The organism is Paracoccus halophilus, assembly GCF_000763905.1.
GTDB lineage: Bacteria > Pseudomonadota > Alphaproteobacteria > Rhodobacterales > Rhodobacteraceae > Paracoccus > Paracoccus halophilus.
In genome coordinates, this window is sequence record NZ_JRKN01000014.1 from 42,523 (window position 1) to 67,562 (window position 25,040).

The window sequence follows — 25,040 nt, forward strand, 5'->3', positions numbered from 1 at the left end:
TCAGCCGCCCGCCGGAATGCGCCCACGCCCGGGTTTCTTCTTCACACAAATATCCATGTCGTCCCCGGCACGACGCGAAAAGGCCGCCCCGAACGGGACGGCCTGGCCACTTGCCCTGATCCGGAAGGGATCAGTTCTTGGCGTAATATTCGACGACCAGATTCGGCTCCATCTGCACGGCATAGGGCACATCGCCCAAGGCCGGCATGCGCACGAAGGTCGCGGTCATCTTGTTGTGGTCGACTTCCAGATAGTCCGGCACGTCGCGCTCGGGCAGTTGCACCGCTTCCAGCACGATGGCCAGCTGGCGCGAACGCTCGCGGACCGAGACGACGTCGCCCTCTTTCACCCGATACGAGGCGATGTTGACGCGCTTGCCGTTCACCTCGATATGGCCGTGGTTCACGAACTGGCGCGCGGCAAAGATGGTCGGCACGAACTTGGCGCGGTAGACGACGGCGTCCAGCCGGCGCTCCAGCAGGCCGATCAGGTTCTCGCCGGTATCGCCGCGGACCCGCTCGGCCTCGGCATAGATGCGGCGGAACTGCTTTTCGGTCAGATCGCCGTAATAGCCCTTGAGCTTCTGCTTTGCGCGCAGCTGGGTGCCGAAATCCGACAGCTTGCCCTTGCGGCGCTGGCCGTGCTGGCCGGGGCCGTATTCGCGGCGGTTGACCGGGGATTTGGCGCGGCCCCAGATGTTTTCGCCCATGCGGCGGTCGATCTTGTACTTGGCAGACGTGCGTTTGGTCACGGCTGATCTCCTTCTTTTTGTTTCGAAGGGCGTTGTCCTTTGGCATAATGCCTGACAGGGTTCCCCTTGCGGGGGCCACCAACACCAATGAAGCGGCGCTTATAGCCGCAGCGCAGCGGGTGTCAAGCACCCCTTGAGCCGCGCCCCCCCTGCCCCTATGTGAAAGGCAGCGAACAGGAAAGACCCGCGATGTTTTCGATCCCCGGAAAGTCCCCCGTGAGCATCACCCCGGCGGCCGAGCGCCAGATCGCCCGGCTGATGGCCTCGAAATCCGCAGCCGGGCTGCGCATCGGCCTGAAAAAGGGCGGCTGCGCAGGCATGGAATACACGATGGAGCTGGCCGAGACCGCCCAGCCCGGCGATGAGGTCGTCGAGCAGGGCGAGGCGCGCGTGCTGATCGCGCCCACCGCGCAGATGTTCCTGTTCGGCACGGAAATCGACTATGAAACCGATCTGCTGGAATCCGGCTTCAAGTTCCGCAACCCGAACGTGACCGATGCCTGCGGCTGTGGCGAATCGGTCAGCTTTTCCCCGCTCGAAGGGTCGCGCGCGCAGGCCTAGCGCTTTTCCGCGCCCGTGCCCCTGCTTCACCTTGAACGCCGGCGCGACCCGGCCTAAGCCTTGGCCGAACGCTGACAAGGGAGAGGCAGATGGCCCCGCGCAAACTCGCCGCCGGTAACTGGAAGATGAACGGAACCCTGGCCGCGCTGGATCAGATCGACCAGCTCGTCGCCGATCAGCCCGCGCCCGGCTGCGACATCCTGATCTGCCCGCCCGCAACCCTGATCCAGCCGATGGCGGCGCGCGCGCAGGGGCGCATCGCGATCGGCGGCCAGGACTGCCATGCCAGCGCCTCGGGCGCGCATACCGGCGATATCGCCGCCGCCCAACTGCGGGACGCGGGCGCCAGCCATGTCATCCTGGGCCATTCCGAGCGCCGCACCGATCACGGCGAAACCGATGCCGAAGTGCAGGCCAAGGCCGTGGCCGCCCATGCCGCCGGCCTGATCGCCGTGATCTGCCTCGGCGAGACCGAGGCACAGCGCGATGCCGGCCAGACGCTGGATGTCATTGCCAGCCAGCTTGCCGGTTCGGTCCCGGAAGGGGCCAGCGCCGCCAACACCGTCATCGCCTATGAGCCGGTCTGGGCAATCGGCACCGGCCGCACCCCGACGAATGACCAGATCGCCGAGGTCCACGCGCTGATCCGCGACCGCCTGGCCGCGCGTTTCGCCGATGGCGCGGATATGGCGCTGCTCTATGGCGGCTCGGTCAAGCCGGGCAATGCGGCGGAAATCTTTGCCATTGCGCATGTCAATGGCGCGCTGGTCGGCGGCGCCAGCCTGAAAGCCGCGGATTTCGGCCCCATTGTCGCCGCGCTTTCCGCAGCGTAACCGATCGGAAAAGAACGCCGTTCCAGCCGCGGCCCCGGACAAGGAATACCGTTGCCGCGCCGCGGCGCAGTGCCCCTTGCAAAGCCCCCCTTCGCGGGCATAGGTCACGCCTGACATGCAGACGGGGTTCGATAGGCGGCGATGACCGAGCCGGCAATTTCATTTCAGGGCGTCACGCGCCGCTACCCGCAAAAGGGCGCGGCCGGCGATGTCATGGCGCTGCAGGATATCTGGCTCGACGTGCCGCAAGGCGCGGTGACCGGGATCATCGGCCGTTCCGGCGCCGGCAAGTCCACGCTGCTGCGCATGGTCAACGGGCTCGAGCGCCCCAGCAGCGGCAAGCTCATCGTGAACGGCCGCGATGTCGGTGGGGCCAGCGACGGCGGATTGCGCGCGATCCGGCGCGAGGTCGGGATGATCTTCCAGCATTTCAACCTGCTCGCCTCGCGCACGGTGGCCGGAAACATCGCCCTGCCGCTGGAGATCGCGGGCGAGGATCGGGCAAAGATCGCGCCCCGCACCGCCGAACTGATCGAGCGCGTCGGCCTGACCGCGCAGGCGAACCGCTACCCTGCGGAACTGTCGGGCGGACAGAAACAGCGCGTCGGCATCGCCCGCGCCCTGGCCTCCGGCCCGCGCGTGCTTCTGTCGGACGAGGCGACCTCGGCGCTGGACCCGGACACGACGCGGCAGGTGCTTGACCTCTTGCAAGGCATCAACCGCGAACTTGGCCTGACCATCCTGCTGATCACCCATGAAATGGCCGTGGTGCGCGATATCTGCTCCCATGTCGCGGTGATCGAGGCCGGACGCATCGTCGAGGCGGGCGAGACCTATTCCGTCTTTTCCCGCCCCAGGCACCCGACGACGCGGTCATTCCTGCAAGGCGTGACCGGCGTCACCATGCCGCAATTCATCGCCGGCCAGTTGCGCCCCGCCGCCGGTGACGCCGGGGCGCAGGCGGTCCTTCAGGTCACCTTTACCGGCCGCCATGCCACCGACCCGATGCTGGCCCGGCTGACCGCCGAACGCGGCGTCAGCGTGAACATCCTCGCCGGCGCCATCGAGGAAATCGGGGCGCGTCCCTTTGGCAGCCTGATCGTCGGCCTGCCCGCCGACCGGCTGGCGGAATCGCAGGGTTTCCTTGAACAGCACGGGCTGATGACCGAGGTGCTTGGCTATGTCGGCTAACCTGATCCCGGTCCTGTGGGACTCGACCCTGCAAACGCTCTACATGGTGGCACTGTCGGCGCTTCTGGGCACGCTGATCGGCGCACCGCTGGGCATTTTCCTGGCCACCTCGCGCCGGGGCGAGCTGCTGTCGGCCCCGATCGCCAATACCGTGCTGGGGCTGGTGGTCAACGCCGCGCGCTCGACCCCGTTCATCATCCTGGTGGTCGCGATCATCCCGCTGACGCGGCTGATCGCGGGCACCTCGATCGGCACCACGGCGGCCATCGTGCCGCTGACCATCGCGGCCGCCCCCTTCATCGCCCGGCTGATCGAGACCGCCATCCGCGAGGTCGATGCCGGGCTGATCGAGGCCGCCCGCGCCATGGGCGCCACCCCCGGCCAGATCGTGCGCAAGGTGCTGATCCCCGAGGCCATGCCCGGCATCATCCTGGGCCTGACGCTCGCCGTGGTCAGCCTGATCGGCTATTCGGCCATGGTCGGCGCGGTCGGCGGCGGCGGCCTGGGCGATCTGGGCATCCGCTACGGCTATCAGCGCTTCATGCCCGGCGTGATGCTGGCCGTGGTCGTGATCCTGATCCTGCTGGTGCAACTGGTGCAAAGCTGCGGCGAATGGATCGCCGCCCGTTTCGACAAACGCGCGCCCCGCAACCGGGGCCGATAGGAAAGGAAAACCTCATGCAGAAACTCCGCATTGCCGCGCTGGCCTCCAGCCTCGCCCTGATCGCCGGCATGTCCTCGGCCGAGGATATCAAGGTCGGCGTCTCGGTCGGCGAACATGCCGAGATCATGGAGCAGGTCGCCGCCGTCGCCAAGGACAAGGGCCTGAATATCGAGGTGATCGAATTCACCGATTACGTGGTGCCGAACCAGGCGCTGAACGATGGCGACCTGCAGGCGAACAGCTTCCAGCACCAGCCCTATCTGGACAACCAGATCAAGGATCGCGGTTTTGAACTGGTCACCATCGCCAAGACCATCACCACCCCGATGGGCGTCTATTCCGAGGGCCTGAAATCCCTTGACGACCTGCCCGAAGGCGCCAAGGTCGCGATCCCCAACGATCCCACCAATGGCGGCCGCGCGCTTCTGCTGCTGGCCGACAAGGGCCTGATCGGACTGGCCGAAGGGACCGGCCTGTCGCCCACGCCGCTGGACGTGACCGATAACGCGAAGGGCCTGCAATTCCTCGAACTCGACGCAGCCCAACTGCCCCGTGCGCTGGCCGATGCCGATATCGCGGTGATCAACACCAATTACGCGCTCGCGGCCGGGCTGAACCCGCAGACCGATGCCATCGCCATCGAAAGCGCCGAAAGCCCCTATGCCAATATCATCGTGGTCCGCCAGGGCGACAAGGACGCCGCATGGGCCAAAGAACTGGTCGCAGCCTATCACGACCCGGCGATCAGGAAATTCATCGAAGAGAAATATCAGGGCTCGGTCATCCCCGCCTGGTAAGTTTCTTCTTCACCCAAATATCCATCCGACCTCCCCGAAAGGCGAAGGCCCCGCCATGGCGCGGGGCCTTCGTCCGTCCGATCCCTCGGCAGAACCCGCGCGGATGCACGCCCTTTATTCCCGCCCGGCCAGTTCCAGCCATTCCTCCTCCGCCCCGGCCAGCGCGGCCTGCCGTTCGGTCAGCCCCTCGCTGGCCTTGGCGAATTTTGCGGGCGCGGTCTGGAACAGGTCGGGCTGGGCCAGGAACTCGGTCAGCCTGGCTATCTCGGCCTCAAGGCGCTCGATGATCGCGGGCAAGGCGTCAAGGCGCTTCTTCTCGGTAAAGCTCAGCCCCCCGCGCGGCGCCTGTGGCTTGGGCTCGGCCTTGGGGGCCGGGGTGCTTGCGGCGGGTTTCGGGGGTTCGGCCGCATCCTCCGCAGGGCGTTGGGCGCGGTAATCCGACCAGCCGCCGGGATAGATCACCGCGCGACCGTCGCCCTCCATCGCCACGGTGACGCTCGCCACACGGTCGATGAAATCGCGGTCGTGACTGACCAGAAGAACCGTCCCCTCGTAATCGCCCAGGATATCCTGCAACAGATCCAGCGTCTCGACGTCCAGATCGTTGGTCGGCTCGTCCAGAACCAGCAGGTTCGAGGGTTTCGCCATGATCCGCGCCAGCAGAAGCCGCGCCTTTTCGCCGCCCGAGAGGCTGCCCACCGGCGCGCGGGCCTGCGCCTCGTCGAACAGAAAATCTTTCAGATAACCGATCACATGGCGCGGATTGCCGCGCACCATCACCTGATCCGAGCGCCCCGAGACGCGCATATCGGGATCGCCCGTCATCGCATCCCACAGGCTGACCGTTTCATCGATGGCGCTGCGGGCCTGATCGAAGACCGCGATATCCAGATTGGTGCCGTGCTTGACCTCGCCCGTATCGGGGGCGATCTCGCCGGTCAGGATCTTGATCAGCGTGGTCTTGCCGACGCCGTTCGGCCCGACAAAGGCCACCCGGTCGCCGCGCAGCACGCGCAGATCGAAAGGTTTCAGGATCGTGCGATCCCCGAACATCTTTGAAATGCCGCGCGCGTCGATCACCCGCTTGCCCGATTGCTGCCCGGCATCAAGCTCCATCGCGGCGGTGCCCTGGCGGCGGATCTGGCCGGCGCGCTCGTCGCGCAGCGCGGCCAGCGCACGGACGCGGCCCTGGTTGCGCTTGCGCCGGGCGCTGATCCCCTCGACCGCCCAGCGGGCCTCGGCCTTGATCTTGCGGTCCAGCTTGTGGCGGGCCTCGTCCTCGGCGGCCCAGGTGGTCTCGCGCCATTCCTCGAAATGCTCGAAGCCGCGATCCTGGCGGCGAACCTCGCCGCGATCGATCCACAGCGTGGCGCGGCTCAGCGCGCGCAGGAATGCGCGGTCATGGCTGATCAGGACAAAGCCCGCCCGGGTATCGGCAAGCTGTTCCTCGAGCCAGCCGATGGCCTGAACGTCCAGATGGTTCGTCGGCTCGTCCAGCAGCATCAGATCGGGCGCCTCGGCCAGCAGGCGCGCCAGCGCCGCGCGGCGTCGTTCCCCGCCCGAGGCCGTGGCGACCGGCCGGTCGGGGTCGAATTTCAGCCCCCCGGCCGCCATTTCGACGCGGTAGCCTTCGGCATCGCCAAGGCCGGCGCGGGCGAAATCGCCCAGCGTGGCAAAGGCGCTCAGATCCGGCTCCTGCTCCATATAGCCGACATGGGTGCCCGCCGGGGTGACGACCTGGCCGCTATCGGGCTCGACCAGCCCGGCCATGACCTTCATCAGCGTGGATTTGCCCGAGCCGTTGCGCCCGACCAGCGCCAGCCGGTCGCCCTGCTGGACGGTCAGACCCAGCCGGTCGAATACGGGATTGCCGCCGAAGCTCAGCGAAATATCGGTCAATTGCAAAAGCGGTGCGCGTGCCATGGCCCGCAGATAGGCCGGCCCGCGCGGACGGTCAACGGGACTTCTACGCCGGGCCGGTTATCCGTGCGTCGGTATTGGTGCGCACCGTCACCGCGCTTTACCCGATCAACAGCGGCAAGCCGGCCGTCGATCCGAAAAGCGATGGGCGAACACGACCAGGGCGCGCAAGGACAACCGGGCGATTGAAACCGTCCGGGGATCGGCCCTATATCAGCTATGTGCGGGCCGGTTTCCGACCCGCTTTCTTGCCAGCGCAAGCCAGCCGGCCCGGACAGACAGGAGATAGCATGTCCCAGACACTGGTCACCTCACGCTGCAGGCTCGCCACCGCGCATGGCAGTCGCTATCTGCAACAGCTTTGCAAGCATTGGGCTCACAAGTTCCAGGTCGAATTCGACGCCGAACGCGGCCGTATCGTGCTGCCCGAGGACCGCGAACTGCTGATGCAGGCCGGCCCGGATGCGCTGGAACTGCAGGCCTCGGCCCCTGCGGCCACACTCGAGCCGTTCCTGAAGGTGATCGACAGCCATATCATCCGTTTTGCCTTTCGCGAGGAACTGGTCTTCGATTGGCAACCGGCCTGACAGCGGTTGTCGGCCCGGGCCGGCGCCGCTAATCTGCGCCGGTCAAGGAAGGCCATGAAATGAGCGAAAGCGAAAACACCTACCAGGTTCTGGCGCGGAAATACCGGCCCGAGACATTCGCCGATCTGGTCGGGCAGGACGCGATGGTGCGCACGCTCAAGAACGCATTCGCCGCCGATCGTATCGCGCAGGCCTTCATCATGACCGGCATCCGCGGCACCGGCAAGACGACGACCGCGCGGATCATCGCCAAGGGGCTGAACTGCATCGGCCCCGACGGTCAGGGCGGCCCCACGACCGAACCTTGCGGCACCTGCGAACATTGCGTGGCGATCAGCGAGGGCCGCCATGTCGATGTGATGGAGATGGACGCCGCATCCCGCACCGGCGTGAACGACATCCGCGAGATCATCGAAAGCGTGCATTACCGGGCGGCCTCGGCCCGCTACAAGATCTATATCATCGACGAGGTTCACATGCTGTCCACCAGCGCCTTCAACGCGCTGCTGAAAACGCTTGAGGAACCGCCGCCGCATGTGAAATTCATCTTTGCCACCACGGAAATCCGCAAGGTGCCGGTCACCGTCCTGTCGCGCTGCCAGCGTTTCGACCTGCGCCGGATCGAGCCCGAGGTGATGATCGACCTGCTGCGCCGGATCGCCGGCAGCGAAGGCGCCCAGATCACCGATGACGCGCTGGCGCTGATCACCCGCGCGGCCGAGGGCAGCGCCCGCGACGCGACCAGCCTGCTGGATCAGGCGATCAGCCATGGTGCGGGCGAAACCACCGCGCCGCAGGTGCGCGCCATGCTGGGGCTGGCCGACCGGGGCCGGGTGCTGGACCTGTTCGACATGATCCTGCGCGGCGCCGCGGCCGAGGCGCTGGCCGAATTGCAGGCCCAATATGCCGATGGCGCCGATCCGCTGGCGGTGCTGCGCGACCTGGCCGAGATCACGCATTGGGTTTCCATCGTCAAGATCACGCCCGAGGCGATCGAGGATCCGACCATCGGCCCCGACGAACGCACCCGCGGCCAAGACATCGCCGGGCGCATCCCGATGCGCGTCCTGACCCGGCTGTGGCAGATGCTGCTCAAGGCGCTGGATGAGGTGGGCCAGGCCCCGAACGCAATGATGGCCGCCGAAATGGCGATCATCCGCCTGACCCATGTCGCCGACCTGCCCGACCCCGAGGCGCTGATCCGCAAGGTGCAAAGCTCGGTCGCGGCGGGCGAGTTCGGCCGCGCGAACATCTCCGCGCCGCAGCGTCAGGACGCGCCGCGCGCCGTCGCCCCGCGCGCGCCCGTCGCCGCCCGCCCCGATGGCAGCGCCGCCGCCATCGCCGTGTCGCCCGATGCGCTGGCCGGCTTTCCCGATTTCGAATCGGTGATCGAACTGATCCGCCGCATGCGCGACATGAAACTGCTGCTGGATGTCGAGGATCACCTGCGGCTGGTGCGCTATTCGCCCGGCCGGATCGAGTTCCAGCCCGGTGACAGGGCGCCGCGCGACTTCGCGCAGCGACTGGCCGAGCGGCTGCGCGGCTGGACTGGCGGCCAGCGTTGGGCGGTCTCCGTGGTCTCGGAAGGGGGGCAGCCGACGATCAGCGAACAGCGCAGCGCCCGCGAACAGGCGGCCCGCGCCCGCGCCATGGAAAACCCCGCGGTGCAGGCCATCTTCGCCGCCTTCCCGGATGCGAAAATCACCGCGATCCGGCCGGTTCCCGTCCCGGTCGCTGTTGAAAAGCCGATGGGCGAAGATACATCCCCGCATGAGCTGACCGAAGGCCCCGTCGCCGAGGTCGAGGAATGGGACCCTTTCGAGGACGAGGACTAAGCGATGATCAAGGGACTTGGCGATATCGGCGATCTGTCGAAGATGATGCAGGCCGCCCAGGAAATGCAGAGCAAGATGACCGAGTTGCAGGAGGGGCTTTCCCGCCTGACCGTCACCGGCGAATCCGGCGGCGGGCTGGTCAGGGCCACCGCCACCGCCAAGGGCGAGCTGACGGCTCTGGAAATCGACCCGTCGATCTTCGTGCCCTCGGAAAAAGAAGTGGTCGAGGACCTGATCCTGGCCGCGATCAAGGACGCGCAGCGCCGCGCCAATGACCGGGCGGCCGAGGAAATGGCCCGGCTGACCCGCGAAATGGGTCTGCCCGCCGATATGAAACTGCCCTTCTGAATGGTCCCGGCGGGCGACCATCGGGGCGATGAGATCGAGGCCCTGATCGCGACGATGGCCCGGTTGCCGGGGCTTGGCCCGCGCTCGGCGCGGCGCATCGTGCTGCATCTGATCCGTCGCCGCGCCGGCCAGATGGCGCAGCTGGCCGATCTCATGGCCAATGTCGCGCGGAACGCCCGCGAATGCCTGATCTGCGGCAATATCACCCAATCCGATATCTGCCCGATCTGCGAGGATCCGGCCCGCGCCACCGGCGAGATCTGCGTGGTGACCGAGGTCGCCGATCTCTGGGCGATGGAGCGCGGCCGCGCCTTCCGCGGCCGCTATCACGTGCTTGGCGGCAGCCTTTCGGCGCTGGACGAGATCGGCCCCGAGGATCTGCGCATCCCGCAACTCATCGACCGGATCGCCGATGAGAACGCGACCGAAATCATCCTTGCGCTTTCCGCCACGGTCGAGGGCCAGACCACCGCCCATTACATCGCCGAGGCGCTGGAGCCGACCGGCGTGGCGATTACCGGCCTGGCCCAGGGCGTCCCGATCGGCGGCGAGCTCGACTATCTCGACGACGGCACCATCACCGCCGCCCTGCGCGCCCGGCGCAAGTTCTGAGCGATCCGCGCCGCCGCCGGAGGTCGCGGGCGAAAACTTCCTGGCCGCTCGACGCATACAGCAGGTTGATTGAATCACCGGGTGATGCCACAAGATATGCCCATACAAGCCAAGGAATCCGCCATGCCGCTTACCCCCGAACAACAGGCCGAGATCGACGAGTTGCGCGCCGGCGCGCGCCCCACCCTGCGCGCCGTCTCCGAGGGCATGGAGAAGCATCTTTACCTGCCGCATCAGGTGCTGGATCACGGCTTTGTCCGGGTGATCGATTACATGGGCGACGATGCCGCCATCACCCAGGCCGCGCGGGTCAGCTATGGCCGGGGCACCAAGACCGTGAACACCGACGAGGGCCTGATCCGTTACCTGATGCGGCACTGGCATTCGACCCCCTTCGAGATGTGCGAGGTCAAGTTCCACGTCAAGCTGCCGGTCTTTGTCGCCCGGCAGTGGATCCGCCACCGCACCGCCAATGTGAACGAATATTCGGCCCGCTATTCGATCCTGGACCGGGAGTTCTACATCCCCGCGCCCGAGCATCTTTCCGCGCAATCCGCCACCAACAGGCAGGGCCGCGGCGCACTGCTGGAAGGGGCTGAGGCCGCCCGCGTGCTGGATATCCTGCGCGAGGACGCGATGCGCAGCTATGATCATTACGAATCCATGCTGAGCGATGACGGGCAAAAGGGCCTTGCCCGGGAACTGGCGCGGATGAACCTGCCCGCCAACATCTATACGCAATGGTACTGGAAGGTGGACCTGCACAACCTGTTCCACTTTCTGCGCCTGCGCGCCGACGCCCATGCCCAATACGAGATCCGCGCCTATGCCGAAACCATGTGCCGGATCGTCGCGGACTGGGTGCCTTTCGCCTATTCCGCCTTCGAGGATTACCGCCTTGGCGGCATGCAATTGTCGGCCAAGGGAATCGCGGTCCTGAAACGGCGCCTGGCGGGCGAAACCGTCACCGAGGAAACCAGCGGCATGAGCAAGGGCGAGTGGCGCGAATTCGAATCCGCCTGGGAGGCCTAGGGGCCGCGAACCAGGAGACAGCCGGGCATGACGGTTCAGCCGATCTGGCTAATCTGGGGTGATAGCCCCGCATCATGCCCTGACCGCCGGCTTGAAACGAAAGGGACCGCGCCAATCGCGCGGTCCCTTTGGTCTATATCGTCGCGCGGCACCGCCTAGCCGGCGGCGGCCGGCTCTTTCTTGGCGTCGACGTGGATGATCAGCGGCTTGGCGGTCGGATTGTCGACCGCCTCCTCATTGACCACCACCTCTTGCACGCTGTCCAGGCCCGGCAGATCGAACATGGTATCCAGAAGGATATCCTCCATGATCGAACGCAACCCGCGCGCCCCGGTCTTGCGCTTGATCGCGCGGCGCGCGATCGCCACCAGGGCATCTTCGGTAAAGGTCAGCTTGACGTCTTCCAGATCGAACAGCCGCTGATATTGTTTGACCAGCGCGTTCTTGGGCTGAGTCAGAATGGTGATCAGCGCATCTTCGTCCAGATCGCCAAGCGTCGCGATGACCGGCAGACGGCCGACAAATTCCGGGATCAGGCCGAATTTCAGCAGATCCTCGGGCTCGAGCTGCTTGAACAACTCGCCCACGCCCTTGTCGTCATTATCCTTGACCGAGGCGCCGAAGCCCATCGCCGTGCCCTTGTTGCGCTGCGAAATGATCCGGTCCAGACCGGCGAAGGCGCCACCGCAGATGAACAGGATGTTCGTGGTGTCCACCTGCAGGAATTCCTGCTGCGGATGCTTGCGGCCGCCCTGCGGAGGCACACTGGCGACCGTCCCCTCCATGATCTTCAGCAGCGCCTGCTGCACCCCCTCGCCCGAGACATCGCGGGTGATCGAGGGATTGTCGGACTTGCGGGTGATCTTGTCGACCTCGTCGATATAGACGATGCCGCGCTGCGCGCGTTCGACATTGTATTCGCTGGCCTGCAAGAGCTTCAGGATGATGTTCTCGACATCCTCGCCGACATATCCGGCCTCGGTCAGGGTGGTCGCGTCGGCCATGGTAAAGGGCACGTCAAGAATGCGCGCCAGAGTCTGCGCCAGCAGCGTCTTGCCGCAGCCGGTCGGGCCGATCAGCAGGATATTCGACTTGGCCAGTTCGATATCGGATTTCGAACTGTGGTTCAGCCGCTTGTAATGGTTGTGCACTGCGACCGAGAGCACCCGCTTGGCATGTTCCTGACCGATCACGTAATCGTCCAGCACATTGCAGATCTCGCGCGGGCTGGGCACGCCGTCGCCGGATTTCAGCGCCGAGCTCTTGGTTTCCTCGCGGATGATATCCATGCAAAGCTCGACGCATTCATCGCAGATGAACACGGTCGGCCCGGCGATCAGCTTGCGCACCTCATGCTGGCTCTTGCCGCAAAAGCTGCAATAAAGCGTGTTCTTGCCGTCGCCGCCAGTCGGATTGGCCATTAATTCGATCCTCGCATCGCTGCGGTGGCCCGGCGCTGATACCGGACCGCCCTACTCTTTTCCCTACGGGGCCAGCGGACCCGCGCGCCGGTCCTATGTTACGGGCGCCACCTGTCCGTCACAATCCCCAAAAAGCTGGTCCCGGCATACCGGAACCTGCCTCATTTCTCGGGCTCGACCTTGCCGCGCGGTTCGAGAATCTCGTCGATCAGCCCCCAGTCCCTGGCCTCTTCGGGCGACATGAAACGGTCACGCTCCAGCGCCTCTTCGACCTCGGCCAGCGAACGGCCGGTATGCTGGACGTAGATCTCGTTCAGGCGCAGCTTCAGCTTTTCGGTCTCGCGCGCATGGATCAGGATGTCGGTGGCCTGCCCCTGGAATCCGCCCGAGGGCTGGTGCACCATGACCCGCGAATTCGGCAGCGAATAGCGCATGCCCGGCTGGCCGGCGCAAAGCAGCAGCGAGCCCATGGACGAGGCCTGCCCCACCACCAGCGTCGAGACGCGCGGCTTGATATATTGCATCGTGTCATAGATCGACAGGCCCGCGGTCACCACGCCGCCGGGGCTGTTGATATACATGCTGATATCCTTGGTCGGGTTCTCGGCCTCAAGGAAAAGCAGCTGCGCCGACATCAGCGTCGCCATGCCGTCATGGACCGGCCCCGACAGGAAGATGATGCGTTCCTTGAGCAGGCGCGAAAAGATGTCATAGGCGCGTTCGCCGCGGCTGGTCTGTTCGACGACCATCGGGACGAGCGTGTTCATGTAGAATTCTGCCGGATCGTGCATGTGCTTCCTTGCTTTTGTCCCTGTCTCGCCTGCCCTTGTCGCGATTCGCCCGCCGGGCACGGTCCGTATGGACTGCTGTTAAACGCCAATGGTTGACCGAGTCTTAGTAACGCCGGGCTGCGAGGACAAGAGAGTGATAAAAATTGCCCCTTTCCCGCCGAGCGGATAACCTGCGGCCCAACGACGGAGAAACGCATGATATTGATCGTCGGCCTGGGAAATCCGGGCATGAAATATGCGCAAAACAGGCATAATATCGGCTTCATGGCGGCGGATCGCATCGCCGGCGACCACGGATTCGGCCCCTGGCGCAGCCGCTTTCAGGGCGAATTCGCCGAAGGCAGGCTGGCGGATCGGCGTGTCGCCCTGCTCAAGCCCGCGACCTTCATGAACCTGTCGGGGCAATCCGTGGGCGAGGCGATGCGCTATCTGAAGCTGGAACCCGCCGATGTGATCGTGCTGCATGACGAGCTGGATCTGGCGTCGGGCAAGGTGCGGTTGAAAACCGGTGGCGGCCATGCCGGCCATAACGGGCTGCGCTCGATCCACCAGCATATCGGCGAGGCTTACCGGCGGTTGCGCATCGGCATCGGCCATCCCGGCCACAAGGATCGCGTGGCGGCTTACGTCCTGTCGGATTTCGCCAAGGCCGAGCAGGAAGGGCTGGAGGATCTGCTGCGCGGCATCTCGGAGGGTGCGGCGATGTTGGCGGCGGGCGATGACGGTCGCTTCATGAACGCGGTCGCGGCGCGCGTGGCGCCCGCGCGCAACAGTAGCGACAATCCGCCGGCCGCAGGCACCGGCCCCGCCCCGGCGGCCGGCAGGGCCGCGATCGCCGACCCCCCGCAACCGCCCGAGGCGCCGGCAAGCTTTACCGACCGCCTGCGGGCACTGAGCGAGAAATTCAGATGACCACCTGGCAGGACGCCTTCGCGCTTCAGACACAGGCCTGCCGCATGCTGGGATCGGGCCTGACCGCAAGGGTCTGCGAGGCGCTGACCCGCATCATCGCCGCCGATACCGGGCCCGTCGGGCAAAGGGTCAAGACCTGGCCGGGCGATCCCGGACCCGGGGGCGATTCCGTGCCGCTGCGGCTTTGCGGCGGCCTGCATGCGCTGGTCCTGTCGGATCAGGCCCCCGGACTGGTCAAAGCCTATAATGCGGGCGGCGGCATGCATCTGGATCAGGAAATTCGCACGGCGATACAGTCGCATGCCAGGCACATCCTGGACTGGCTGGAGCTTGCGCCGCAAACCAACGAGGTGGCCAGATCCGGCCCCCTGATCGCCGCCGCCTGGTTTCTGGCCGGCCAGCTGCCCGAGCGCAGATTCGACCTTCTGGAGCTGGGCGCCAGCGCCGGGTTGAACCTGAACTTTCCGCATTACAGCCTTGCAACCCAAGACGGTTTTCAGCCGACCCTGTCGGGCGACAGCGGCGCGGAGGTGCGTCTGGTGCCGCGCTGGCAGGGACAGGCGCCAAGGCCGCATCCGCTGCAGGTGGTTGCGGCGCGCGGGGTCGATCTGAACCCGCTGGACCCGGATCGCGAAGTCTTCCGGCTGATGGCCTATGTCTGGGCCGATCAGCGCGACAGGCTGGGACGTCTGCGCGCGGCGCTTGCCCTGGCGCGCGCGATACCGCCCCGCGTCGATCAGGGCGATGCGGCCGAATGGCTGGCCGCGCGTCTGGCCGAGCCGGCGGAGCACGGCCGGCTGGTCTATCACACGATCGCGGCGCAGTATTTCCCCGACGAGACCCGCGAGCAGATCGGGCAAAGCCTGCAAGAGGCGGGCGCCCGGGCGGATGCCACGCGCCCGCTGGCCCATGTTTCGATGGAGGCCGATGGCCGTGACGGCGCGGCGCTGGACCTGCGCCTGTGGGCGGGTGGCGCGATGCGGCGATGGCGGCTTGGCCGGGCCGATTTCCACGGCCGCTGGATTGACTGGCAACCCGAGGAGGCAAGCTGATGGATCCTTCGATCAATGTGCTGGGCGGCCCGCTTCAGCCCTGTTCGGCCCGGCCGCTGACCGGGTTTTTCCGCGATGGCTGCTGCAATACCGGCGCCGAGGATCGCGGCCGCCACACGGTCTGCGTTATTGTGACGGCCGAATTCCTGGCGCTGTCGAAATATCTGGGCAACGATCTCAGCACACCGCATCCCGAATTCCGTTTTCCGGGGCTGAAACCGGGCGACCGCTGGTGCCTTTGCGCGGCGCGCTTCCTGCAGGCCGCGCAGGAATTCGCGGCGCCGCAGGTGGTGATGGAGGCGACCCATGCCCGGACGCTGGACATCGTGCCGCTGGAACTGCTCCGCGCCCATGCGACCGGCCCCGAGGGCGAAGCCCAAAGCCGCCCGGATTAGCGCCCGGTTGCCGCCAGATAGTGACGCACGGCATCGACGACATGGCGAAACCGGTCGCCGCCCAGTTGCTTGCCGCCATACCAGCGGGTGACGATGACGACGTGATCGGTCAGCTCCGCGCGTTCCAGCATCTGCAGGATGATCTGCCCCGCACCGCTTTCGCCATCGTCATCCTTGACCGGCTCGCCCGACAGGATCGCGGCCCAGCTGTGATGCGTGGCCCTGGCGAAACGCTTGTTCTGCCGCAACTCGGCCAGCAGCGCCTCGGCCCCGGCGCGGTCCCGCGCCGGCCCGCCCGAGACCGCGTAGCGCGAACCCCGGTCCGAGATGATCTTGTCGAAGACCGTCAGGCTCATGCCTTGCGCCGGACGTAAAGCTCCAGCCGGTGGCGGACGATTTCATAGCCCATCTCGGCCGCGATCTCGGCCTGAAGCCGCTCGATCCGGTCGCTGACGAATTCGCGCACCTCGCCGGTTTCCACGTCGATCATGTGGTCGTGATGGGTGCCGTCGGCGGGCTCGAACCGCGCCGGCTCGCCCTCGAATTCCAGCTTCAGGATGACGCCCTGCGCCTCGAGCGCCGAGAGCGTGCGATAGACCGTCGCCAGCGAAACGGCGGCGCCCGCCTCGGTCGCGCGAAGATGCAGCTGCGTGGCGTCGGGGTGATCCTCGGCCGCGGCCAGCACGCGCAACAGCGCCGCGCGCTGGCGGGTGATGCGGATGCCCGCGCGGCGCAGGGCGTCCTCGAAGGCTTTGGCGCGATGCTCGATCTCCATGGCTTCTCATGGCGCGGATGGCCGCGAATGGCAACTCTGTCGGTGATCAGATCGTGCGGCCGCCATCGACCTCGAGGATGACGCCGGTCAGCAGGTCCGCCTCGTCCGAGGCCAGATAAAGCGCGGCATTGGCGATATCGCGCGGCTGCGACAGGCGCCCCAGCGGAATCGTGGCGATGAAGCGGGCGCGGTTTTCCGGCGTGTCGGGGCAGCCCATGAAACGCTCGAGCATGCCGGTTTCGCCCATCACCGGGGCGATGCCGTTCACCCGGATGCCTTCGGGCGCCAGTTCCACGGCCAGGCTGCGGGTCATCGTGTTCACCGCCCCTTTCGAGGAATTGTACCAGGTCAGCCCGGGCCGCGGCCGGATGCCGGCGGTCGAGCCGACATTGATCATCACGCCATGCCCCTGCTGGCGCCAGATCGGCACGACGGCGTGACACATGTGAAAGATCGCGGTCACGTTGATGTCGTAGATCTTGCGGAACGCGGCCTCGTCCGTGGCCAGAAGCGGGCCGTTGGGCGTGGTCCAGCCGGCATTGTTCACCGCGATATCCAGGGCGCCAAAGCTGTCCTGCGTCTGCGCCACCGCCCGGGCGATCTGCTGGCCGTCGCTGACATCGCAGGCGATGGCGATGGCGGCGGCGCCGATCGCGGCGGCGGCCCTGTCGGCGCCGGGCTTGTCGATATCCAGAAGCGCGACCCGCGCCCCTTCACGCGCGAATACCTCGGCAATGCCGCGCCCGAAGCCCGAGGCCGCCCCCGTCACCAATGCCGTCTTGCCTTGCAGCCGCATGGCGATCCCCCCTTATCCGAAACGGTGAATGATGGTTTTCAGGCGCGAGAATTCATGCAGCGCGACAAAACCCTTTTCGCGGCCATGTCCGGATTTGCGCACACCGCCAAAGGGCAGTTCGATCCCGCCGCCCGCGCCATAGCCGTTGATATAGACCTGACCGCAACGCATGGCGCGCGCCATGCGCGCCTGACGGTCGCCGTCCCGGGTCCAGATGCCGGCCACCAGCCCGTATTCGGTGCCGTTGGCGATGGCGATGGCCTCGGCCTCGTCGTCAAAGGGGATGGCGGCCAGAACCGGGCCGAAGACCTCTTCCTGGGCCAGCGGGCTTGACGGATCGACCGGGCCGAACAGCGCCGGCGCGATGTAGAAGCCGCCCGGCGGCACATCGGGCGCGATCCCGCCCCGCGCGATCAGCGGCGCGCCGGCCCCATCCATATAGCGCTGCACCCGCGCCCTTTGCCGGGCCGAGATCAGCGGCCCCAGAACCGCATCCTCGCCCGAGGCGCGGGCCTGAACCGCGCGGAAACGATCCGCCAGCAGGCCGGTGAGCCGGTCCCAGATGCCGCGCTGGATCAGCACCCGCGACCCGGCCGAACAGGTCTGGCCGCCATTCTGCACGATGGCATTCACGATCACCGGCAGCGCGGCATCGAGATCCGCGTCCTCGAACACGATCTGCGGCGACTTGCCGCCCAGTTCCAGCGTGCAGGGGATATGGTTGCGCGCCGCCGCGATCTGGATCTGCACGCCCACCTCGGGCGAGCCGGTAAAGCTGATGAAATCGACGCCCGGATGTTCGGCCAGCGCCTTGCCCGCAACCTCGCCCCGGCCGGTGACGATATTGATCGCGCCCGGGGGAAAGCCCACCTCGCCCGCCAGTTCGCCGATGCGCAGGATGCTCAGGCAGGCATCCTCGGCCGGTTTGGTGACGGTCGCGTTCCCCATGGCCAGCGCGGCCCCCACCGAGCGGCCGAATATCTGCACCGGATAGTTCCAGGGAATGATATGGCCGGTCACGCCATGCGGTTCGCGCAGGCTCATCACGTCATAGCCGTTCAGAAAGGGGATCACCTCGCCATGCAGCTTGTCCGCCGCGCCGCCGTAATATTCGAAATAGCGCACCAGCGCGGCCATGTCGGCGCGGGACTGGGCGATGGGCTTGCCATTGTCGCGGGTCTCCAGCCGGGCCAGCGCCTCGGCCTCGGCCTCAAGGCGCAGGGCAAGGCGCAGCATCAGCCGGCCGCGTTCGGCCGCGCTGAACCCGCCCCAGGCGCCGTCGAAGGCGGTGCGGGCGGCGACGATGGCGGCGGCGATATCCTCGGGGCCGGAATCGGCGATGGCGGCAAAACGCCCGCCGTCGATGGGCGAGATCACCGGCAATTCGCCGCCCGAGGCGGAGGGCCGGAATTCGCCGCCGATCAGGTTCAGCGGGCCGGGCAAGGTCGTGACCAGGATCGTGCATTGGGCCATTCCGTCGCCTCCTCTCGATCAGATTCGCCTTGCGCCAGCGTGGGGCCGCGGCGGCCGGGGTGCAAGGCTGGCAATTTCCGCCGGAGCGGATAGGTTGCCCGGCATGACACGAGGACATGATGACGAAACCTGACAGCGCCCATCCCGATGACCCGCATTACGTCGACCGCATGGGCTGGCTGCGGGCGGCCGTGCTGGGCGCCAATGACGGCATCGTTTCGGTGGGCGCGCTGATCGTCGGCGTCGCGGCCGCCGATCCGGCGCCCGAGACCGTGCTGCTGGCGGGATCGGCCGGGCTGATCTCGGGGGCGATGTCGATGGCGGCGGGCGAATATGTCTCGGTCAGTTCGCAATCCGATACCGAGCGCGCCGATATCGCCCGCGAACGCAAGGCCCTGCGCGATATGCCCCGCGAGGAGCTGGCCGAACTGGCCGCAATCTACGAATCGCGCGGCATGTCGCCGGCGACCGCGCTGCAGGCCGCGCGCGAGGTGACCGAATACGATCCGCTGGCCGCCCATGTCCGCGACGAGCTGGGGCTGAGCGAGGCCAGCGCCGCCAACCCGTTGCAGGCGGCGCTGGCCTCGGCGCTGACCTTCAGCCTGGCGGCGGCCATGCCGCTGATCGCCTCGGTCCTGGCGCCGGCCGGGCTGGTCATCCCCTGCGTCATGGCCGCCGTGCTGCTGGCGCTGGCGCTGCTGGGGGCGCTAGGCGCATGGGCGGGCGGCGCGCCGCCCGGGCGCGCCATGCTGCGCGTCGTCGCGGGCGGCCTGTTCGCGATGGCGGTCACGGCCGGGATCGGCAGGCTGTTCGGCATCGCGATCTGACCCCATGCCGGCCCAAGCGCCCCCGCGCCGGTCTTATCCCGGCATGTCCCCGCCGCTCAGCGCGGCATCGAAACCGGCGATCAGCCGGGCCAGCGTGCCATCGACGTCCTGAAGCTTGTCCAGACCGAACAGCCCGATGCGAAAGCTGCGAAAGCCCTCGCCCTCGCCAACCTGCAGGGGCACGCCCGCGGCGATCTGGTAGCCGGCCGCCAGGAATTTCCGGCCGCTTTGCAGTTCCGGGTCGTCGGTATGGACGACGACGACGCCCGGCGCGGCGAATCCCTCGGCCGCGACCGAGCGAAAGCCGCGCCGCGCCAGTTCCGCACGCACCGCGTCGCCCAGCCGCCATTGCGCCTCGCGCGCGGCCTCGAACCCCATCGCGCGGGTCTCGTCCATGGCATCGCGCAGCCCGATCAGCGCATCGGTCGGAAGGGTCGCGTGATAGGCGTGACCGCCCTCCTCATAGGCCTGCATGATGGCGCGCCATTTCTTCAGATCCAGCACGAAACTGTCGCTGACCGTGTCCGCCAGCCGCGCGGCGCCGCGCGCCGACAGCATCACCATCCCCGCCGAGGGCGAGGCGCTCCAGCCCTTTTGCGGGGCCGAGATCAGCACATCGACCCCGGTCGCCGCCATATCGACCCAGATCGCGCCCGAGGCGATGCAGTCCAGCACCATGATCGCGCCCACCTCATGGGCGGCATCGGCCAGTGCCCGGATATAGGCGTCGGGCAGGATCATCCCGGCGGCGGTTTCCACATGCGGGGCAAAGACCGCATCGGGACGGGCGGCGCGTATCCGCGCCACGACCTCGTCGACGGGCGCGGGGGCAAAGGGGGCGGTCGGCTCGTTGCCCGACTGGCGGGCCATCATCACCGTCGTCTCGCGGGTGAAACCGCCGGCCTCGAAGATCTGGCTCCAGCGATAGCTGAAAAACCCGTTGCGCACGATCAGCGCATGGGCGTCGCGACCGAACTGGCGCGCCACCGCCTCCATCGCGCAGGTGCCGCCACCGGGCACCAGCGCCACCGCCTCGGCGCGATACACCTCGCGCAGCGTGGCCGAGATGTCGCGCATCGCCGCCTGAAAGCGCCGCGACATGTGATTGAGCGACCGGTCCGTGAAGACGACCGAAAATTCCTGCAAGCCTTCGGGGTCGAGATCGGGAAGAAGCCCGGGCATGGCCGATCCTTTCGTTGAAACCTGACGCCAGCCTAGCGCGGCGCAAGGGCCGGGGCCAGTCCCGAGCGCCGAGCCCCCTTGCCCGTGTCGCTGCCGGGGTTTAGCTATGGGGCGAACAATCTGCAGGCCAGACATGCGTATCGGCATCCTAAAATGCGGCCAGTCGCCCGAACTCCTTCGCGGCGAGCTGGGCGATTACGACACAATGTTCGAGCGACTGCTTGCCGGGCGCGGCTTTCAGTTCGACAGCTATCACGTCGAGGGCATGCAGTTCCCGCAAGACGTCCATGACGCCGATGGCTGGCTGCTGACCGGCTCGCGCCACGGCACCTATGAGGATCACCCCTTTATCCCGCCGCTCGAGGAGTTCATCCGCCAGGCCTATGCCGAGCGGGTGCCGATGGTCGGCATCTGCTTCGGCCACCAGATCATCGCCCAGGCCCTGGGCGGCAAGGTGATCAAGCACCCCAAGGGCTGGGCGGTCGGGCCGCAGGATTACGATTTCGGCGGTGACAGGGTGACGCTGAACGCCTGGCACCAGGATCAGGTCGTGACCCTGCCCGAAGGGGCCGAGCCTGCCGCCAGCAACGATTTTTGCGAAAACGCGGCGCTGATCTATGGCGACCGCGCCTATACCATCCAGGCCCATCCGGAATTCGACGCGGCCTTCATCGACGGGCTGATCGCGCATCGCGCCAAGGGCGTGGTCCCGCCCGAGGTGCTGGAGGCCGCGGGCAGGCGCAAGGGGGCGCCGCTGCAATCAGCCGGCATCGCCGACCGGATCGAGGCCTTCTTCAAGGCCGCCCGCAGCGAGGCCGCGCCGGCCCGGCGGGGGCGCGCATGACGCCCGGCTGGATCGAGAAGGCCCCGGAGGCCGCGCAGAGCTATGTCACCGGCCGCCGCCTGGACGAGGTGGAATGCATCGTCGCCGATATCGCCGGCGTGGCGCGGGGCAAGGCCATGCCGGCCTCGAAATTCGCGCGGCAGGAAAAGTTCTACCTGCCGAATTCGATCTTCCTGCAGACCATTACCGGCGAATGGGCGGAAAATCCGGCCGGCAGCTTTACCGAGCCGGACATGATCCTGACCCCGGATTTCAGCACCGCTACCGCCGCGCCCTGGACCGCCGACTGGACCATGCAGGTGATCCATGACGCGATCGACCAGCAGGGCAATCCGGTACCGATCGCGCCGCGCAACGTGCTGAAACGCGTGGTTGGCCTTTATGAAGCCAAGGGCTGGCGCCCGGTCGTCGCGCCAGAGATGGAGTTCTTTCTGGTCGCCAAGAATATCGACCCCAATCAGCCGATCATTCCGCCCATGGGCCGCTCGGGCCGCCGCGCCGCCGCCAAGCAGGCCTATTCCCTGTCGGCGGTGGACGAATACGGGCCGGTGATCGACGATATCTACGATTTCGCCGAGGCGCAGGGCTTCGAGATCGACGGCATCCTGCAGGAGGGCGGCGCCGGCCAGGTTGAGATCAACCTCAACCATGGCGATCCGGTCGCGCTGGCCGACGAGATATTCTACTTCAAGCGGCTGATCCGCGAGGCGGCGCTGCGCCATGACTGCTTTGCCACCTTCATGGCCAAGCCGATCGAGGGCGAACCGGGCAGCGCCATGCACATCCACCATTCGGTGGTGGATCTGAAAACCGGCCAGAACATCTTTTCCGATGCCAAGGGCCGCGAGACCGACGCCTTTCTGCAGTTCATCGCCGGCATGCAGAAGCACCTGCCGGCGGCGGTGGCGATGATGGCGCCCTATGTGAACAGCTATCGCCGCTATGTCCCGGATTTCGCCGCGCCGATCAACCTGGAATGGGGCCGCGACAACCGCACGACGGGGCTGCGCGTGCCGATCTCGGACCCCGGGGCGCGGCGGGTCGAGAACCGGCTGGCCGGCATGGATTGCAATCCCTATCTGGGGCTCGCCGCCAGCCTTGCCTGCGGCTATCTGGGCCTGCTGGAAAAGGAAAGCCCGCGCGCCGAATGCCTTGGCGACGCCTATAACATGGACGAGGACGAACTGCCCTATAACCTGGGCGACGCGCTCGACCTGATGGACGAGAACGCCGCCATGCGCGAGGTTCTGGGGGCCGAGTTCTTTGCCGTCTATCAGGCGGTCAAGCGCAACGAGTTCAAGGAGTTCCTGCAGGTCATCAGCCCGTGGGAGCGCGAGCACCTGCTGCTGAACGTCTAGGTCCCTGCGCCATGCGTCATCCGCCCCCGCATTTCCAACCCCCGCGGCCCGCATCACCCCGCGCGATGCTTCGCGAGCCCGGGCCATGAACCTGCTGTTTTCCAACGACCGGCGCGGCGAATACCCGCCCAGCCTCTATGCCGCCACCCGCGACGCCCTGCCGGCATTCCCCGAACAGCGCGGCGAGGAACGCGCCGATGTGGTGATCGTGGGCGGCGGCTATACTGGCCTTTCGGCCGCGCTGCATCTGGCCGAGGCGGGGCTGGAGGTGATGCTGCTCGAGGCGCATCGCATGGGGTTCGGGGCCTCGGGGCGCAATGGCGGGCAGATCGGCTCGGGCCAGCGGCTCGAGGTGGACGAGCTGGAAGCCATGGCCGGCACCGATGCCGCGCACCGGTTATGGGACATGGCCGAAGAGGCCAAGCGACTGACCCGCGATCTGGCCGCGCGCGCCGGGGTGCCGGTGGCGGACGGCATCGCGCATGCCTTTCGCAAGCCGGCGGAATTCGACCATGCCCGCGCCATGATCGAGAAACTGGCCCGCGACTACGGCTATGACCGGATCGAGCCGCTGGATCGTGCGGCGTTTCGCGCGCTGGTGCCCTCGGACGCCTATGGCGCGGGCGTGCTCGATCACGGCGCCGGGCATCTGCAGCCGCTGAACCTGGCGCTTGGCATGGCCCGGCTGGCCGATGCCGCCGGGGCCAGGCTGCGCGAGATGAGCCATGTCCATCATATTCGCCATGCCCGCCGCGCGGATGAAAAGACCGTCGTGCAGACCGGCAAGGGGCGGGTGATCTGCGATCATGTCATCCTGGCCGCCAATGGCTATCTGGGCAACCTTGAGATGAAGGTCGCCGCCCGCGTCATGCCGATCAACAATTTCATCGTCGCGACCGCGCCCCTTGGCGACCGCGCCGCCGAGGTGCTGACCCGCGATATCGGCGTGCATGACACGAAATTCGTGGTCAATTACTGGCGGCTGGACCCCGAGCGGCGGCTGATCTTCGGCGGCGGCGAGAATGTCTCCTATCGCTTTCCGAAAGATATCGCCGCCAAGGTGCGCAAGCCGCTGCTGGAGATCTATCCGGGGCTGGCCGATGTCGAACTGACCCATGCCTGGGGCGGCACTCTGGCCATCACCATGAACCGCATGCCCTGTTTCGCGCGCCCGGCGCCCAATTGCCTGTCGGCCAGCGGGTTTTCCGGCCATGGCGTGGCGCTGGCCACGCTTTCGGGCAAGCTGATGGCGCAGGCGGTGCAGGGCCAGGCCGAGGGGTTCGAGACCATGGCCGCCCTGCCCTCGCGCCCGTTTCCGGGCGGCGGCATGCTGCGCTGGCCGCTCCTGGTCGCCGGCATGAGCTGGTATTCGCTGCGCGACCGGCTGGGCTTCTAGCCCTTGTCCGGCCCCTCGTCTGACGCCTCGTCCGGCGGCGCGGACGGAGCGGGCGCCTGCTGCTCGCGCACCCGCGCGATCCGGTCGGCCATCTTGCGCGCGCGGCGCTTGTGATAGGCCCGGATCAGCGGCAATGTCAGGTAATGCCCGATTGCGGCCGCGACCAGACCCGGAATGATCCCGCCCACCGCATAGGGCAGGAAGTAGCCGTCCCAGAACGAGCCGAAATCGTTCCAGCCCACCGGCGCGTCGGTCAGCGGCGCCAGCAGGTTGTTCCACAATTCGCGCGCCGCGCGCGAGAATTCCTCGAAAATGAGATTGGGCTGCAGCTTGCCCTCGACCCCGAGCATCCAGCGCCCCAGGCTGAGCGAGACCACCGCGATGAACGGAAATGTCAGCGGGTTGCCGACGAATGTCGCCAGAAGCGAGGCGAAGATATTGCCGCGGATAAGCCAGGCGACCAGCGCCGCGACCATGAAATGAAACCCGAAAAGCGGCGTGAACGAGACGAATATCCCCGCCGCGAAGCCGCGCGCGATCCGCTGCGGCTGATCGGGCAGGCGCCGGATGCGGTGCATCACATATTGCGATGCGCGCCGCCATCCGCCGCGCGGATAGATCAACTGGGTCGCAAGCTGGGAATAGCTGCGCGGCTTGCGTCGTTTGAACATGTCGTCATCGCGCCCC

27 protein-coding genes are annotated in these 25,040 nt (G+C 66.9%); 17 read left to right on the forward strand and 10 right to left on the reverse strand.

The genetic code is table 11. The features are described 5' to 3' along the window. Window positions 1-130: 130 nt before the first annotated feature. A complete protein-coding gene (gene rpsD / locus IT41_RS11180; RefSeq protein WP_036741228.1) occupies window positions 131-751 on the reverse strand; it encodes a 30S ribosomal protein S4 in 621 nt (206 codons plus the stop codon). A gap of 189 nt (window positions 752-940) precedes the next feature. On the opposite strand from rpsD, the gene IT41_RS11185 reads away from it, so the two are divergent. The 5 genes from IT41_RS11185 to IT41_RS11205 all read left to right on the forward strand — a co-directional run bounded on the left by IT41_RS11185 (window position 941) and on the right by IT41_RS11205 (window position 4,797). Continuing rightward, window positions 941-1,312 (forward strand): HesB/IscA family protein, encoded by a 372-nt coding sequence (locus IT41_RS11185; protein WP_036741231.1) that lies wholly within the window; start codon window positions 941-943, stop codon window positions 1,310-1,312. An 89-nt stretch (window positions 1,313-1,401) separates the two neighbouring features. Next, complete coding sequence (tpiA, locus tag IT41_RS11190) at window positions 1,402-2,145, forward strand: triose-phosphate isomerase (RefSeq protein ID WP_036741234.1); 744 nt, start codon at window positions 1,402-1,404, stop codon at window positions 2,143-2,145. 141 nt (window positions 2,146-2,286) lie between these two features. Further along, window positions 2,287-3,336: a methionine ABC transporter ATP-binding protein gene (locus tag IT41_RS11195; protein WP_036741237.1), complete on the forward strand. Its 1,050-nt coding sequence runs from the start codon at window positions 2,287-2,289 to the stop codon at window positions 3,334-3,336. Further along, on the forward strand, window positions 3,326-4,000 hold the full coding sequence (locus IT41_RS11200; protein ID WP_036741240.1) for a methionine ABC transporter permease: 675 nt from the start codon (window positions 3,326-3,328) through the stop codon (window positions 3,998-4,000). Before IT41_RS11195 ends, IT41_RS11200 begins: the two co-directional genes overlap by 11 nt. A 14-nt stretch (window positions 4,001-4,014) precedes the next feature. Next, on the forward strand, window positions 4,015-4,797 hold the full coding sequence (locus IT41_RS11205) for a MetQ/NlpA family ABC transporter substrate-binding protein (protein WP_036741242.1): 783 nt from the start codon (window positions 4,015-4,017) through the stop codon (window positions 4,795-4,797). Window positions 4,798-4,911: 114 nt separating this feature from the next. Here IT41_RS11205 and IT41_RS11210 read toward each other — a convergent pair whose 3' ends face one another. Next, window positions 4,912-6,720 (reverse strand): ABC-F family ATP-binding cassette domain-containing protein, encoded by a 1,809-nt coding sequence (locus tag IT41_RS11210; protein ID WP_036741244.1) that lies wholly within the window; start codon window positions 6,718-6,720, stop codon window positions 4,912-4,914. 287 nt (window positions 6,721-7,007) lie between these two features. Here IT41_RS11210 and IT41_RS11215 point away from each other — a divergent pair, with 287 nt between their 5' ends. The 5 genes from IT41_RS11215 (at window position 7,008) to thyX (ending at window position 11,131) form a co-directional block, all read left to right on the forward strand. Next, the gene (locus tag IT41_RS11215) at window positions 7,008-7,304 is read left to right on the forward strand and encodes a DUF2218 domain-containing protein (protein ID WP_036741253.1); all 297 of its coding nucleotides are present in this window, start codon (window positions 7,008-7,010) and stop codon (window positions 7,302-7,304) included. Between the two features lie 59 nt (window positions 7,305-7,363). Beyond that, a complete protein-coding gene (locus tag IT41_RS11220) occupies window positions 7,364-9,139 on the forward strand; it encodes a DNA polymerase III subunit gamma/tau (protein WP_036741254.1) in 1,776 nt (591 codons plus the stop codon). Window positions 9,140-9,142: 3 nt separating this feature from the next. Continuing rightward, window positions 9,143-9,487, forward strand: coding sequence for a YbaB/EbfC family nucleoid-associated protein (locus IT41_RS11225; RefSeq protein ID WP_036741255.1), 345 nt, complete (start codon window positions 9,143-9,145; stop codon window positions 9,485-9,487). Next, complete coding sequence (recR, locus tag IT41_RS11230) at window positions 9,488-10,099, forward strand: recombination mediator RecR (protein ID WP_036741256.1); 612 nt, start codon at window positions 9,488-9,490, stop codon at window positions 10,097-10,099. Window positions 10,100-10,222: 123 nt separating this feature from the next. Beyond that, window positions 10,223-11,131 (forward strand): FAD-dependent thymidylate synthase, encoded by a 909-nt coding sequence (gene thyX / locus IT41_RS11235; protein ID WP_036741257.1) that lies wholly within the window; start codon window positions 10,223-10,225, stop codon window positions 11,129-11,131. A 155-nt stretch (window positions 11,132-11,286) separates the two neighbouring features. Here the strand turns inward: thyX and clpX are convergent, their stop codons facing one another. Both clpX and IT41_RS11245 read right to left on the reverse strand, forming a co-directional pair. Next, the gene (gene clpX, locus IT41_RS11240; protein WP_036741258.1) at window positions 11,287-12,552 is read right to left on the reverse strand and encodes an ATP-dependent Clp protease ATP-binding subunit ClpX; all 1,266 of its coding nucleotides are present in this window, start codon (window positions 12,550-12,552) and stop codon (window positions 11,287-11,289) included. 161 nt (window positions 12,553-12,713) lie between these two features. Then, on the reverse strand, window positions 12,714-13,343 hold the full coding sequence (locus IT41_RS11245; protein ID WP_036741259.1) for an ATP-dependent Clp protease proteolytic subunit: 630 nt from the start codon (window positions 13,341-13,343) through the stop codon (window positions 12,714-12,716). Between the two features lie 195 nt (window positions 13,344-13,538). Here IT41_RS11245 and pth point away from each other — a divergent pair, with 195 nt between their 5' ends. From pth to IT41_RS11260, 3 genes are read left to right on the forward strand one after another with little or no spacing between them, the layout of a single operon-like run. Then, window positions 13,539-14,255 (forward strand): aminoacyl-tRNA hydrolase, encoded by a 717-nt coding sequence (gene pth, locus IT41_RS11250; protein ID WP_036741260.1) that lies wholly within the window; start codon window positions 13,539-13,541, stop codon window positions 14,253-14,255. Further along, window positions 14,252-15,307, forward strand: coding sequence for a DUF2332 domain-containing protein (locus IT41_RS11255; RefSeq protein WP_036741261.1), 1,056 nt, complete (start codon window positions 14,252-14,254; stop codon window positions 15,305-15,307). Before pth ends, IT41_RS11255 begins: the two co-directional genes overlap by 4 nt. Continuing rightward, entirely contained in the window at window positions 15,307-15,702 is a 396-nt protein-coding gene (locus IT41_RS11260) for a DUF2237 family protein (RefSeq protein WP_139221684.1), read from the forward strand. The genes IT41_RS11255 and IT41_RS11260 overlap by 1 nt, the downstream gene beginning before the upstream one ends. Here the strand turns inward: IT41_RS11260 and IT41_RS11265 are convergent. The 4 genes from IT41_RS11265 to IT41_RS11280 are packed head-to-tail and all read right to left on the reverse strand — an operon-like array spanning window position 15,699 to window position 18,746. Then, the gene (locus IT41_RS11265) at window positions 15,699-16,058 is read right to left on the reverse strand and encodes a YigZ family protein (RefSeq protein ID WP_036741263.1); all 360 of its coding nucleotides are present in this window, start codon (window positions 16,056-16,058) and stop codon (window positions 15,699-15,701) included. The two genes, IT41_RS11260 and IT41_RS11265, sit on opposite strands and share 4 nt — an antisense overlap. After that, a complete protein-coding gene (locus tag IT41_RS11270; RefSeq protein WP_036741270.1) occupies window positions 16,055-16,477 on the reverse strand; it encodes a Fur family transcriptional regulator in 423 nt (140 codons plus the stop codon). The genes IT41_RS11265 and IT41_RS11270 overlap by 4 nt, the downstream gene beginning before the upstream one ends. Before the next feature lie 46 nt (window positions 16,478-16,523). Beyond that, the gene (locus IT41_RS11275; protein WP_036741273.1) at window positions 16,524-17,273 is read right to left on the reverse strand and encodes an SDR family oxidoreductase; all 750 of its coding nucleotides are present in this window, start codon (window positions 17,271-17,273) and stop codon (window positions 16,524-16,526) included. A gap of 12 nt (window positions 17,274-17,285) precedes the next feature. Beyond that, a complete protein-coding gene (locus IT41_RS11280) occupies window positions 17,286-18,746 on the reverse strand; it encodes an aldehyde dehydrogenase family protein (RefSeq protein WP_036741275.1) in 1,461 nt (486 codons plus the stop codon). 119 nt (window positions 18,747-18,865) lie between these two features. Here IT41_RS11280 and IT41_RS11285 point away from each other — a divergent pair, with 119 nt between their 5' ends. Then, entirely contained in the window at window positions 18,866-19,573 is a 708-nt protein-coding gene (locus IT41_RS11285) for a VIT1/CCC1 transporter family protein (RefSeq protein ID WP_036741369.1), read from the forward strand. Between the two features lie 33 nt (window positions 19,574-19,606). Here the strand turns inward: IT41_RS11285 and IT41_RS11290 are convergent, their stop codons facing one another. Beyond that, window positions 19,607-20,755 carry an aminotransferase class V-fold PLP-dependent enzyme gene (locus tag IT41_RS11290; protein ID WP_036741280.1) on the reverse strand — a complete coding sequence of 383 codons (1,149 nt, stop codon included), beginning with the start codon at window positions 20,753-20,755 and terminating at the stop codon, window positions 19,607-19,609. A gap of 133 nt (window positions 20,756-20,888) precedes the next feature. Here IT41_RS11290 and IT41_RS11295 point away from each other — a divergent pair, with 133 nt between their 5' ends. The 3 genes from IT41_RS11295 to IT41_RS11305 all read left to right on the forward strand — a co-directional run bounded on the left by IT41_RS11295 (window position 20,889) and on the right by IT41_RS11305 (window position 24,353). Further along, a complete protein-coding gene (locus IT41_RS11295) occupies window positions 20,889-21,599 on the forward strand; it encodes a type 1 glutamine amidotransferase (protein ID WP_036741283.1) in 711 nt (236 codons plus the stop codon). Next, window positions 21,596-22,957 (forward strand): glutamine synthetase family protein, encoded by a 1,362-nt coding sequence (locus tag IT41_RS11300; RefSeq protein WP_036741286.1) that lies wholly within the window; start codon window positions 21,596-21,598, stop codon window positions 22,955-22,957. Before IT41_RS11295 ends, IT41_RS11300 begins: the two co-directional genes overlap by 4 nt. 85 nt (window positions 22,958-23,042) lie before the next feature. Continuing rightward, a complete protein-coding gene (locus tag IT41_RS11305) occupies window positions 23,043-24,353 on the forward strand; it encodes an NAD(P)/FAD-dependent oxidoreductase (RefSeq protein ID WP_036741288.1) in 1,311 nt (436 codons plus the stop codon). Here IT41_RS11305 and IT41_RS11310 read toward each other — a convergent pair. Beyond that, window positions 24,350-25,024 carry a DUF2062 domain-containing protein gene (locus IT41_RS11310; protein WP_036741292.1) on the reverse strand — a complete coding sequence of 225 codons (675 nt, stop codon included), beginning with the start codon at window positions 25,022-25,024 and terminating at the stop codon, window positions 24,350-24,352. The two genes, IT41_RS11305 and IT41_RS11310, sit on opposite strands and share 4 nt — an antisense overlap. Window positions 25,025-25,040 lie beyond the last annotated feature (16 nt).